Here is a 13493-nt window from a genome sequence, read left to right on the forward strand (position 1 = left end):
CTCTAAATAATTCGAGTGGCGTGAAGGCGGCAACCGCATGAATCCCCAGGAGCTTACTCAGGTAAGTGACTGGGGTGAATAAGGGCAGCCAACGCACAAGCAGCTTGAAGTATGACGAGTATATTTTAAAATCCCGGTGATGGCGTACCCATGATAAATGGAAGATTACTTTCCCCGGCGACAATAAAATAAAACAGTAATCCCTCACGAAATAATATATTCCGTGATAATCCATGATTGTTCTATTCCATCGCGCCGGGGAAATACGTTATGTATTACCGATTATTCAACACCTAACCTATTGTATTTGTTAAACCCTAAATAATTCGAGTTGCAGGAAAGCCCACTCGAATGGCGGGTATTACCACTCGGCGACGGCACCGTCAGGATAACGCCACACCGGGTTACGCCAGTCTGGCGCATTTTTACTACGTTCGATAACCAACTCTTCATTAATTTCCACGCCGAGGCCTGGTTTATTTAACGGATAGAAATGGCCGTCGGTCATAGCAAAGTCTTCTTTATTGACAACATAATCCAACAGCTCGGCACCTTTATTATAATGGATGCCCATACTTTGTTCCTGGAATACGGCATTACGCGCCACAAAGTCGAGATGCAAACAGGAAGCCAGCGCAATTGGACCTAATGGACAGTGTGGTGCCAGCGCAACATCATAGGCTTCCGCCATAGCGGCAATTTTAAAGCACTCGGTAATACCGCCCGCGTGAGACAGGTCAGGCTGAATAATGGCCAGTCCGCCGTCTGCCAGCACGCGTTTGAAATCAAAGCGTGAGAACATACGCTCGCCCGCTGCAATCGGCAGGTGGGTTTGCGCCGCCAGACGAGGATAGTATTCCGCCTGTTCAGCCAGCACGGGTTCTTCAATAAACAGCGGACGGTACGGCTCCAGCTCCTTAATCAGGATTTTCGCCATCGGCGCATCCACACGACCGTGGAAATCCAGACCGAACTCGATGCTGTTGCCAAAGGCTTCGCGGATTTCCGCAACGACAGCTACTGCCGCATCCACTTTGCGCGAATTATCAATGATGCCCATCTCTTCACAGCCGTTGAGCTTGAAGGTATCGAAGCCAATGTCGGTCAGCTTCTTGATGCCTGCGATCACTTCGGAAGGACGATCGCCGCCCACCCAGCTGTACGCTTTGATCTTATCGCGCACCAGCCCGCCCAGTAACTGATAAACCGGTACACCCAGCGCCTTGCCTTTGATGTCCCACAATGCCTGATCGATACCCGCGATGGCGCTCATCAGAATCGGGCCGCCGCGGTAGAAGCCCGCACGGTAAAGCACCTGCCAGATGTCGTTGATGCGTGCCGGGTCCTGCCCGATCAGATAGTCAGACAGCTCGTGAACGGCAGCTTCAACCGTGCGTGCACGGCCTTCGATAACCGGCTCGCCCCAGCCGACAATGCCTTCATCGGTTTCAATCTTCAGGAACATCCAGCGTGGCGGCAGCCGGTACGTGGTGATTTTGGTAATTTTCATTGAACAGCGTCCTTATAGGCGTTAACAAATGCATGTGCTTTTTGCGCGGTGACGTCAACCGACTGACCGGCTCGATACAGATCGCTGCCTAACCCGGCACCGATGCAGCCCGCGCTAAGGTAATCCTTCAGGTTTTCTGGCGTGACGCCACCGACGGCAAAGACGGGAACGTCTTTTGGCAACACCGCTTTCAGCGCCTTGATGTAGTCCGGCCCAAACGCGGATGACGGGAAAATTTTCAGCGATTGCGCGCCTGCATCCAGCGCCGTGAAGGCCTCCGTCGCGGTAGCGCAGCCAGGGCACACCATCATGCCGTAACCCACTGCCCGGCGAATCACTTCGGGGGAAATGTTAGGCGTAACGACTAGCTTGCTGCCAATTTCCTGTAATTTGTCGATATAGTCGGCTTTTAGTACCGTACCTGCGCCAATCAGGGCGCGATCGCCAAAATGCTCTACCGCCAGTTGAATACTTTCATACGGGTTCGGCGAATTCAGCGGGATCTCCACCGCATCGAATCCAGCATCCAGCAGTGCCGCGACATGTTCCAGTACCTCATCCGGCGTGATACCGCGCAGAATCGCAATCAAGGGAAGATTAGTATTCCAGCTCATTAACAATGCTCCTTATTCCTGCCTGAAAAGCCCGATCGCCATCCAGCGGCTGCCAGCGCAATCCAGCTTGTTGTAATGCTTTTTCGTAGCGCGCCGTCAGCGCAGGGGAGCCGATGAGTGTGATGCTGTCTCCTGCCGCCATCTGATAGTGGCGCTGCATTTGTGAGACTTCGTTGCCAATCAGCAGCCCAGACAGCCAGTCGCTCACGGCACTTTTCTCCAGACGCCCCAGCACATGCGCCGCACGAGTTTCAAACAGGCAGCGGATAATGTTGTCATCGGCAAAGCCCAGCGCCAGCCCTTGCTGGAAAGCATCGGGGGACGGCTGCTGCTCGGTCAGCCCCACGCCAATTAAGGACTGCGTCATCAGCAGGTGGTGCAGTTCGCCGGTCATCACCGTGCGGAAATCCAGCACGTTGCTGTCATCGGCCCGCACCCATTTCGAGTGGGTTCCCGGCATTAAATAAAGAGAGGAAGGACATTCGCTATATGCGCCAATCAGCTGGGTTTCTTCACCGCGAATCACATTGCAGTTATCGTCCTGCGCAATACTCAGCCCCGGCACGATCCAGGCGGCCAGCGGACGGGCTTCTTCCACACGCGTCAGGCGATGGGCGACATCCGTCAGGCGAGTCGGGCATGACAGATACGGTACGGAAAGCCAGCCCGCATTGCTGCCAATCATGCCCGCCATCACGACAGGCACGTTGTGCTGCTGCCACGGCGCAACGATCTGCTGAAAAACCTGCTGCGGCGTCTGACCGTTCAAACGCGTGACGCCCGCTTCAGATTTCACGCTGTCGATACAGACGCCGTCCAGATACAGCCACGCCCGCAGGTTGGTCGAACCCCAGTCAATGGCGATATAGCTTTCACTCATGTAATGTCCTTTAACCGTTTGGTCGAGCTGGCGATCATGGTCAACGCCGCCCGCTCTGCTGCTTCAATATCCTGATGCCGAATGGCATCGTAGAGATCCTGATGCTCACGCAATGTCCGTGGCATGTTGTCTTCGTCCGGCATATAGGTGCGCTCAAACACCGCACGCTGCAACGAGCTGATCGCAACGCTTAGCTGCTGTAGCACCGGGTTATGCACTGCCGCCAATACCGCCTCATGGAAGCGAATATCCGCTTCATTAAACGCATCACGATTCTGATGGTTGGAAATCATGTCGTTCAGCGCCGCTTCGATCACCGCTAGTTCGCTTGAGGTCGCTCGTTCGGCGGCCCAGCGAGCAATCGTCGGCTCCACCAGATTACGTACCTCACTCATCGCGCTGATCAGCCGTGGGTCGTAATCGCTTGCCAGAACCCATTGCAAAACGTCGGTATCCAGGTAATTCCACTGGTTACGCGCGGCCACAAACGCGCCGCGATACCGTTTCACTTCCACCAGCCTTTTCGCCATCAGCGCCCTGAATACTTCGCGAATGATGTTGCGCGAGGTCTGAAATTCTTCACACAGCTCAGCTTCTGCGGGTAACGGCGTACCCGGGGCATATTTTCCGCCAACGATCTGTTGGCCAATATCCAGAATGATGCGGTCGGTTTTGCTTAATTCTTGCTTATTCATCATCACCTCAACGAGACAAAACGGATTGATATCACTGCACTTACTTTACCCGCCATGCCGCCTGACGTCGTCGAACTGTTGCACAATAACCGCATCCTTCCCTCTTTTCTTGGCTTGATTGTAGTACCATTATTATATGTTGTACTACAATCTGGATCACAAAACGGACAATAAATACAATTTGGCAACATCCAGCGTTACCGGATTTCAACATCCAGAGGAATTGAGCTGTGCGAGACGGGAAGGCAACGAAAGCCCGTCAGCAGCAGTGAAAAGAGAGAGGAAAAAGGAAGGAAGAGAGTGAGAAGAAAAAGAATGGCGGTTCAGGCCATACGCAATGCGCACGCAAAAGAACCGCCATTAATGGCAAAGTCAGATAAGGGTAAAGCTACGCCTGTTCCAGTACAAAGTGTCCTTCCCCGACTTGCTTATAGCGGCGTACCGGAGGATGGAAATCAGGGGTGCGAACCGGACTGCGTAGTTCATCATTGGTGATATTACGCACCGGACGAGTATCCGGGTCAGGCACGGGCACCGCAGAAATCAGACGTCGGGTGTAATCATGCTGCGGATTGTCGAAGATCGCCGAACGTGGCCCGATCTCCACAATTTCGCCGAGATACATCACCGCCACGCGGTGGCTGATACGCTCGACAACGGCCATATCGTGCGAGATAAACAGGAATGACAGCCCCAGCTTCTGCTGGAGATCCAGCATCAGGTTGATCACCTGCGCCTTGACGGACACATCCAGCGCCGACACCGATTCATCGGCAATAATCACTTTCGGCTCCAGCGCCAGCGCACGCGCAATACACACTCGCTGCCGCTGCCCGCCGGAGAACTGATGCGGGAAACGCGAAGCCATATCGCCGGATAATCCCACCTGTTCCAGCAGTTCGCTCACTCGCGCATTCACATTCTGTCGGGTCGCCAGACCGTGCAGCAGCATCGGCTCGGCGATAGCTTCCCCTATCCGCATACGCGGATTCAGGCTTTCATATGGATCCTGAAACACCATTTGAATCTGCCGCCGCGACTCGGTCAGCTCACGCTTATCCGCCGTCAGGATATTTTTTCCCAGCAACTGAATGTCGCCGCTAACGGCGTCGTTGAGGCGAATAATCGACCGTCCGGTGGTGGATTTACCGCAGCCCGACTCGCCAACCAGCGCGAGCGTTTCGCCCGGCCAGAGATCGAACGAGACATTTTCCACCGCATGAACTCGCCCAGACAGCCGACGGAAAAATCCTGATCGGATATCAAATCGAGTGACCAGATTTTTTACCGTCAGCACCGGCTCCTCACCCGACACGGTATTCACCGCCTCCGGCACCGGCTGGCGTTCGCCCGTTTTGAGATCGATCAGCGGAAAACGCTGTGGCCATGCGCTGCCGGACATCGAGCCGAGTTTGGGTACTGCGGATAGCAGCATACGGGTGTAGGGCTGTTGCGGATGATGAAAGATCTCCCGCGTGACGGCATTTTCTACCATCTCCCCCTGATACATCACCAGCGTGCGGTCGGACACTTCCGCCACCACGCCCATGTCGTGGGTGATAAACAGCACCGACATCCCTTCTTCTTCCTGAAGGGTTTTTATCAGCGTCAGAATTTGCGCCTGAATCGTGACGTCCAGCGCCGTCGTCGGCTCGTCGGCAATCAACAGCTTCGGGTGGCAAGCCAGCGCAATTGCAATCACCACACGCTGGCGCATCCCGCCAGAGAAGCTCTGTGGGTATTCGTTCAACCGTGATTTGGCTGCCGGAATGCGTACTTTTTCCAGCAGTCGTACCGCTTCGGCACGCGCTTCAGCTTTCCCCATGCCGCGATGGCGACGCAGCACTTCCGTAATCTGGTAGCCAATCGGCAAGACCGGATTCAGGCTGGTCATCGGCTCCTGGAAAATCATGCCGATACGGTTGCCGCGCACATCCTGCATCGCTTTACTGGGGAGCGACAGCAGTTCGGTGTCGCCAAAATGAATCTGCCCTTCAATCCGGCTTTGACCGGGTGGCAGCAAGCGCATGATGGATTTCGCCATCACGCTTTTCCCTGAACCGGACTCCCCCACTACGGCGACCGTCTCTTTCTCGCCAATCGTGAAGGATAAATCCCGCACCACATTCATCCACTCGCCGTTCACCTGAAAGGCGGTGGTCAGATGCGAAACAGACATAATCGGCGCTGTCATGTGTTCGTTACCCCTTATTCCCATGGGCGTTCCCACGGCTTAGTTCCGTGGGTTGAGGATGTCGCGCAGCGCATCCCCGACCAAATTGATCGCCACAATCAGCAGCAGCAGTGTCAGCCCCGGAAAGAAGCTGATCCAATAGTCGCCCGACATCAGGTATTCAAAACCATTCGAGATCAGCAGCCCCAGCGACGGTTCCGTCACGGGCAGCCCGATCCCCAGAAACGAGAGCGTGGCTTCCAGCATGATGGCGTAGGCGATGCGCATCGTTGCCACCACGATCAGCGGTGCCAGACAGTTGGGTAAAATATGGCGAAACAGGATGCGGCGGTTGGACAGTGCCATACTGCGCGCCGCGTCCACGTAGCTGCGGCGGCGTTCCACCAGCGCCGACCCACGAATCGTCCGCGCATAGTAAGCCCACTGGGTCACCACCAGCGCCATAATGATCTTATCGACCCCTTGCCCTAGTACCGCCAGCAGAATCAGCGCGATCAGGATGGGCGGGAAACTGAGCTGGATATCGACGATACGCATGATCGTCGCGTCCGTTTTTCCACCGACGTAGGCGCTAATCAGCCCGAGCGAGGCGCCAATCAGCAACGCAAACACCGCACTGGAGAAACCCACCATCAGGCTGATGCGGGTGCCGTACAGAATGGCGCTGAACAGATCGCGCCCTTGATCGTCCGTCCCCAGCCAATACGTCATGCCCGACATACTGGAGGAGCCCGGTACAAGTCGGCCATCCATGATGTCGAGCTGCATCAGATCGTAGGGATTCTGCGGCGACAGCAGCGGGGCAAGCAGCGCGAGCAGCACAAAAATCGCCAGCAAGATCAGCCCAAACAGCGCCAGCCGATCGTTGATCAGCGCCATCACCACGCGCATCACCGGATGTACGGTTTTTTGCACGGCGGCGGGCTGGTGTATCGTATTCCCCGTCATCCCTTGTCTCCTCCCAGCCGCACGCGCGGATCGACCAGCACATACAGCAAATCGACCAGCAGGTTGATCACGCTGAACATCACGACGGTAATCATCAGATAAGCCAGAATAACCGGACGGTCGAGCACGGCGATCGAGTCGATAATCAGCTTGCCCATGCCCGGCCAGGCATAAATGGTTTCCGTCACCACCGCGAACGCGATCAGCGAGCCGAGTTCCAGCCCTAGCACAGTAATCAACGGAATCAGCGTGTTGCGCAGCACATGTACCAGTACGATGCGGGTTTCCGACAGCCCTTTCGCGCGAGCAAATTGCACATAATCCTGTTGCAGACACTCCATCACGCCCGCACGCATCAGGCGGATAACCAGCGAGATTTTAAACAGCGCGAGGTTAAACGCCGGCAGGAGAAGATGTTCAAGGCCATCGCGGGTCAGAAAGCTAAACGGGATGCCGAACAGCTCATGGACATCGCCCCGGCCTGATGACGGCAGCCAGCCCAGCTTCACACTAAACAGCATGATCATCACCAGCCCGATCCAGAACGTGGGCAGGCTAAAACCGAGGATGGAGAAAGTCATGATGGATTTGGATACCACGCTGTCCGGCTTCAGACCCGCGTAAATCCCCAACGGAATACCGACAACCAGCGCCATCACGAACGCCACCATCGCCAGTTCGAGCGTGGCAGGCATACGCTGAAAAATCAGCGTCAGCGCGGGTTGATTAAAGATAAACGAGTTGCCCATGTCGCCCTGAAAGGCGTTCCAGACAAATAGCCCGTACTGTTCCCAGACCGGCTTATCCAGGCCGAAGGACTGAATCACCGCCAGCCGTTCCGCTGGCGTGGCCGTCGCGCCCAACAACATATCGACCGGATTACCGACCAGATAGACACCCACAAACACCAGCACCGACATAACAGCCAGCGTCAGCAGCGTTTGTCCGATTCGGCTCAGCAGGTAGGCTATCATTAGCGCCCCCTGGAACCGTTTAGTGCTTCGGAGCTATCTTTCTTTTCAGAACCCTCTCTTTCTTCAGAGCCATAGCGGCGCAGGCGCTCGGCAATCAGCCCGAGAAACCCTTGCTCGTCGATTTCCCGCATGATCAGCGCATTCTCTGGTTCACCCAGTTTGTGATAAAAATCGGCAAACGCATAACCCGCCGTTCTACCAGCTACTTCTACTCCGATGCGCGCGCGTTTTGATTTGAATAACTCCGGTTTCAGCAACCACGCAATGACGGTCGCATCATGAATTGGCCCACCTTCGCGACCAAAGCGCTCCACTTCACTACGGTCAAACATACGCAGCAGTGCTGCCATCGCCTTACCCGGCGCACCGCCGCTACGCTCGATGTCATCAACCTGTTCCGTCTGAATCAGCGCCTGAAAGGTCATATCCAACGGCATGATGACAATCGGCACGCCGGAAGAAAACACGATTTCCGCCGCATGGGGATCGGCATAGACGTTAAAGTCCGCCCACGGCACGCGATTTCCCATTGCGGTGAAGGCACAGCTCATGGAAACAATTTGTTTGATGCCGCGCGCGACATCAGGATGGAAGCACAGCGCCAACGCCAGATTCGTCAGCGGGCCAAGTGAACAAATGGTGATCGGGTTATTGTCGGCTGCTGCCTGACGCGTCATCCGTACCAGAAAATCGACGGCGTGTTCCTGTTCCGGCGACAGCGTGCTCTCCGGTACCCAGTCAGCAGAAAACTTGCCGATATGGGCGTATTTACCGAAAACCTGATCGCGGATCAGCGGGCGTGAGGCACCTGCAAAAATAGGTACATCGGTTCTGCCCGTCACACCCACTACGTTGCACGCGTTCGGCAATGTGGCGGCAAGCGGCACATTGCCTGCCACAACGGTAATTCCCAGTACATCCAGCTCGGGCGACGCCAATGCCAGCCAGATGGCTATCGCATCGTCAACGCCGGGATCGGTATCAATAATAATGCGTTCTTGAACCATGTCAGACACCCTCTCCGTAGCGGCTCAATAGGTCAGCAAACAGCTCGACAACCTGTTTGGCATCAACCCCCGTCACCACATCGACATTCGGCTGACGGTCAGTTTTTCCGTACCAGTCGGCAACGGTCTGCCCCATGCACAGCTCGCTTTCCTGCTCAACGTAAACGCTGGCTTTTTCCGTCGTGAAGCAGTGCGGCGCCAACACCCAGGCAATGACCAGCGGATCGTGTAGCGGACCACCGCGTGAACCATAGCGACGGATGTCATTGCGATCCCAAAACGCCATCATTTCACCCAACGGCGCGGAAATCCGCCCGGATAGCGCGATGAAGCGCGCCACCAATTCCGGCGTCAAAATCACCTGATGCGTGACATCCAGCGGTAGCGCGACAAGGGCAATCGATGAATCAAACACTATCTTCGCCGCCTGTGGATCGGCGATCATATTGAATTCAGACGTCAGGCTGCGGTTGCCTGCTTCGCGGTAGGCGCCACCCATCATCACAATGCGCGCAATACCGTCAGCAATCTCAGGTGCCATACGCAGCGCCATGGCCACGTTGGTTAGCGGCCCTAGCGTACAGAGCGTAATCGGCGTGCCGTCAGCGATCGCCTGCTTGCACTGCGCAATAATAAAATTCACCGCATGCTGTGCGTCGGCCTGTTTTTGCGGCGCAGGTAACACCGTCTGGCCCAGTCCGCTTTCACCGTGAAACTGGCCATGAATAGGGGCGCGCAGCAGCGGACGATGACAGCCGGCGAAAACGGGAATATCCGTACGCTGACCCAGTTCAACAATTTGCAGGGCGTTATGCAGCGTCTTGTCCAACGGTTGGTTACCGCACACCGTGCAAATACCGCGAATATCCAACTCTGGTGCCACAAATGCACTTAATAACGCAATCGCGTCATCTATCCCCGGATCACAATCAATAATAATAGGTAACGCGCTCATCCTTCGATGATTCCTTTTCTCTTTTTAATAGGTACTGCCGAACTTCAAGGTGCAGAAAGCCCCACACCTCTACAGCGTGAAAAATAACAACTCTATTTGGTGTTAAAGGGAATCGACAGACGCTAAAACGTCAGCGATCTCCTTACGTGCCTTTTCATCCAGCGGCAGTTGAGGCGGCAACGGATCGCCTACCGCAAATCCCTGCAATTGCAGCGCCGCTTTAATACAGCCGGCAATGGAATAACGAGCAAAGATTTCATTGATGCGCCATAACGGGCGCTGAAGCTCCATTGCTTTGTTCCAGTCACCCGCGCGGGCGGCTTCATACAATGCAATACTCTGTTTGGGAACGATACAAGCTGGGCCAGCCATCCACCCCACGCCGCCAATCAGCATGACGCAGGCGGGAATATGGGCAGAGGCGGAGAACACGTCCATCCGGCCACGGGTACGTTCAATGATGGAAAGCAAGCGCCCGGTATTGGTCGAGGCGTCTTTGATATAGCGGATATTGCTGACATGACTCAGGCGCTCGATGACGGGCAAACTCAAATCGGAACGCTGGAACTGAGGGTTGGTATAAAGCACCACCGGTTTACCCTGTGCGGCTTCGGCAATGGCGCGGAAATACTGTTCGACACCTTCGTCTTTCAGGGGGAAATAGGCTTCCAGTACAGCCAGAATGCCATCCGCGCCCAGTTCGACGTAGCGTTTCGTTTGCTCAACGGCATCCTGAATCGTTGTCGATGCGACACCGGCGATAACCGGCACACGGCCAGCCGTCGTCTCGATTACCGTTTTGACCACATCAAGACGTTGAGCCGCAGAGAGATAGGCAAATTCACCGGTGCTGCCTAACGGCACGACGCCATGTACACCACATTGAATTAGATGTTCAGTGAGCTGCGCCAAAACGGGCTTATCAACCTGACCATCGGGCCTGACGGGTGACACCAGATAGGGAAAAACACCGCTAAACGTATTCACACCGCTCTCCTTGTTATAGGTAATAAGGGGTGAAAACCTCACCCCTTTTGGGTCATCGCTGAAAGGTAACTATTTTGCGGAACGGACGAAGTACGGCAGCGTGTAGGCATCGGAACGGCCCACATAGGTATACTGCTTTTTCATCGCCCAGGTGTTGGACAGGAACATGACTGGAATGACACCCAGATCGTTCATGCCAATGTTCATCGCCTCAGCCAGCAGCGCATCACGTTTGGTTTCATCCAGCGTGACCCGTGCTTCGTTCAGCGTTTTATCAAAGACAGGATTGGAATAGCGACCACGATTACCCTGTCCTGCATTGGGGCCAAAGGTTTCTAACAAGGGCCCCAATACCCCAGAAGCTTCCCCGGTTTCAATCGCGGCCCCGCCCATAATCAAACTGAATTCGAGACGAGACGCGCGTGAGAAGTACACACTGCCGGGCATCGTAACGACTTCGGTTTTGATGCCGGCGCGTGTGAACATTTGGCCAATGGCCTGAGCAATTTTAGAATCATTAGGATAACGATCGTTCGACGCGTGGAAGGTCAGCGTGAAGCCGTCGGGGTAACCCGCCGCCGCCAGTTCCTGTTTGGCTTTCTCCGGATTATAAACCGGCGCAGGAATAGAAGCGGAATAGCCTGGGTACCCCTTCGGTACAAGCTGAGAGGCGACAACAGCCTGCCCCTCCATCACACGGTCGACGATTGCCTGACGATTAAGTGCTAAAGACATCGCCTGGCGTACTTCTTTTTTTAGTAATGGGTTTTTACCATCAGGGCCTTTGGCGAACGGTGATTCCTCTCGCTGCTGGTCCATGTGAAGGTAAATAACACGATTCCCTGGTGTTGAAATCGTTTTTAACTGCTGATTTTTTTCAATATTACTGCTGTCGGCTGTTGGAACGTTTTCGATCATGTCCACATCACCGGATAATACTGCTGCTACACGTGCACTACTGTTTTTAAATACACGGACAGTAACGTTGTCCCACTCTGCTTTTCCTCCCCAGTAATCGTCATTACGACTAAGGACTACCCGGTCGTCCGGCACCCAGGAAACAAATTTGAATGGCCCTGTACCAATCACATCTTTTCCTGAATTCAACGTTTCCGTCGGGACGTTTTCAAGTCGGGCCGGTAAAATCGAAATCCGACTTAAATTATTCAGCAGCAGTGGCGAAGCCTCTTTTGTCTTAATCCGCACCGTTAGTGGATTAACTTCTATTACTTCAGCAATGTCGCTGACGTAAGGTGCGTAAGAGCTAGGACTGTTTTTCGATGCCAGCGCAACACGCTTAATGCTGGCAATCACATCTTTAGCCGTAAAATCACTGCCGTCGTGAAACTTAACGCCAGGACGCAATACAAACTCCCACGTCTTGTCGTCAATCACTTTCCAACTGGTTGCCAGGGCAGGTGCAATCTGCTGTTTTTCATCCTGTACAACCAAACCGTCAAAAATATTGCGCGCCATTGCGCTATTCGCTCCACTCACATAAAACTGCGGATCCATTGATGTGGTGGAGGAAGCCAAACCGATATTCAGGTCCGCGCTATAAACCAAAGGTGAAGATGAAAATAAAACGGTAAACAATAACGCCAGCGTTGATTTCTTCATTCACTAACCCTCTATTCCATGATTGAGTACTGATGAAGTGTATTAAATCTTATGATTGTGAGTCTATGCGCCAGATTGGATAATGAAAAATTGCATTTTGTGTTAAATTGATAACTAAATGTTATGTTTTAAGGTGACGAGCATGCGTATCAATCCCCGTCAGGTTGAAGCCTTTCATAAAGTCATCCTCACCGGAGGCATCACCGCTGCCGCCAACATGATGTATATCACTCAGCCCGCGGTCAGCAGACTCATTAAAGACTTCGAAGACGCGCTGAATCTGAAGCTATTTGATAGAGACGGACGCGGCCTGATTCCACGCGCCGAGGCGATGAAGCTGTACCGGGAAGTCGAGCGTCTTTACTTAGGATTGGATCAAATCGGGCTGATTGCCGATGAAATTCGCCACGCCAAAGGCAGCGTACTGCGCATCGCCGCCGTTCAGGCGCTCTCGTTCCTTTGTTCCGACCAGGTCCTCCCTACCTTACTCAAGAAATACCCCGATCTTTCCCTGTTTCTGGACATCGAAAGCAGCAGCCGTATTACGGACGCGATTGCTGAAAACCACTATGACGTGGGGTTTATTTTCGGCCAGCCCGGCATCAAAGGGCTGGAAGCTGAACCGCTGGCTGACGCCAGTGCTGTCGCGGTGTTAGCGATGGATCACCCGCTTGCCACGGCGGATGAAATTACACTCGCCGACCTGGCTGGCACGCGCGCCATTCTGCCCGGCAGAACCACACCGCTGCGGGCGCAGATTGATATCTCCGCCAGAAAAGAACAAATCTATTTGCATAACCCCATCGAAACCTCAATGGCTAATTGCTGCGTGCTAGCGTCAAGAAACGTCGGCATCGGCGTGGTAGATTTTATTACCGCCCTGAACAGCCCTTCCCCGGTTATCGTTAAGCCTTTCAATCCTGATATAAAAATGGCGTATTGCGCGGTTTACCCACCTCAAATTCCCCGCAGCCAAGTGGTGAATCACATCACTCAGGTTATGAAAGAAAAAATAGCGGACAGTCTGGAATTAAAATAATTTCCAATCGAAGTCGTTATTTTTATTAATGTATTTATTGAATAATGACTATCAGGAAATAGATTTATAT

General features: G+C 54.0%; 12 protein-coding genes. 1 reads left to right on the plus strand and 11 read right to left on the minus strand.

The genetic code is table 11. The annotated features are described in order from the left end of the window. Positions 1–361: 361 nt before the first annotated feature. The 11 genes from dgoD to WCT94_RS14995 form a co-directional block, all read right to left on the minus strand. Entirely contained in the window at positions 362–1510 is a 1149-nt protein-coding gene (gene dgoD / locus WCT94_RS14945) for a galactonate dehydratase (RefSeq protein ID WP_319849716.1), read from the minus strand. Further along, complete coding sequence (locus WCT94_RS14950; protein WP_336870183.1) at positions 1507–2124, minus strand: 2-dehydro-3-deoxy-6-phosphogalactonate aldolase; 618 nt, start codon at positions 2122–2124, stop codon at positions 1507–1509. Before WCT94_RS14950 ends, dgoD begins: the two co-directional genes overlap by 4 nt. After that, a complete protein-coding gene (locus WCT94_RS14955) occupies positions 2108–3004 on the minus strand; it encodes a 2-dehydro-3-deoxygalactonokinase (RefSeq protein ID WP_336870184.1) in 897 nt (298 codons plus the stop codon). The genes WCT94_RS14950 and WCT94_RS14955 overlap by 17 nt, the downstream gene beginning before the upstream one ends. Further along, positions 3001–3699 (minus strand): D-galactonate utilization transcriptional regulator DgoR, encoded by a 699-nt coding sequence (gene dgoR / locus WCT94_RS14960; RefSeq protein WP_005976717.1) that lies wholly within the window; start codon positions 3697–3699, stop codon positions 3001–3003. Before dgoR ends, WCT94_RS14955 begins: the two co-directional genes overlap by 4 nt. A gap of 388 nt (positions 3700–4087) precedes the next feature. After that, positions 4088–5893, minus strand: a complete 1806-nt coding sequence (locus tag WCT94_RS14965) for an ABC transporter ATP-binding protein (protein WP_336870185.1) — start codon at positions 5891–5893, stop codon at positions 4088–4090. A 39-nt stretch (positions 5894–5932) separates the two neighbouring features. Beyond that, complete coding sequence (locus WCT94_RS14970; protein ID WP_336870186.1) at positions 5933–6841, minus strand: ABC transporter permease; 909 nt, start codon at positions 6839–6841, stop codon at positions 5933–5935. Next, positions 6838–7815: an ABC transporter permease gene (locus WCT94_RS14975; protein WP_336870187.1), complete on the minus strand. Its 978-nt coding sequence runs from the start codon at positions 7813–7815 to the stop codon at positions 6838–6840. The genes WCT94_RS14970 and WCT94_RS14975 overlap by 4 nt, the downstream gene beginning before the upstream one ends. Beyond that, positions 7815–8822, minus strand: coding sequence for a nucleoside hydrolase (locus WCT94_RS14980; protein ID WP_336870188.1), 1008 nt, complete (start codon positions 8820–8822; stop codon positions 7815–7817). Before WCT94_RS14980 ends, WCT94_RS14975 begins: the two co-directional genes overlap by 1 nt. A 1-nt stretch (position 8823) precedes the next feature. Then, a complete protein-coding gene (locus WCT94_RS14985; protein WP_336870189.1) occupies positions 8824–9777 on the minus strand; it encodes a nucleoside hydrolase in 954 nt (317 codons plus the stop codon). 102 nt (positions 9778–9879) lie between these two features. Next, positions 9880–10764, minus strand: coding sequence for a dihydrodipicolinate synthase family protein (locus WCT94_RS14990; RefSeq protein ID WP_012772762.1), 885 nt, complete (start codon positions 10762–10764; stop codon positions 9880–9882). A gap of 69 nt (positions 10765–10833) precedes the next feature. Next, positions 10834–12384: an ABC transporter substrate-binding protein gene (locus tag WCT94_RS14995; protein ID WP_336870190.1), complete on the minus strand. Its 1551-nt coding sequence runs from the start codon at positions 12382–12384 to the stop codon at positions 10834–10836. 142 nt (positions 12385–12526) lie between these two features. On the opposite strand from WCT94_RS14995, the gene WCT94_RS15000 reads away from it, so the two are divergent. Then, positions 12527–13423 (plus strand): LysR family transcriptional regulator, encoded by an 897-nt coding sequence (locus WCT94_RS15000; RefSeq protein WP_336870191.1) that lies wholly within the window; start codon positions 12527–12529, stop codon positions 13421–13423. Positions 13424–13493: the final 70 nt, after the last annotated feature.

The organism is Pectobacterium sp. 1950-15 (assembly GCF_037136835.1).
GTDB lineage: Bacteria > Pseudomonadota > Gammaproteobacteria > Enterobacterales > Enterobacteriaceae > Pectobacterium.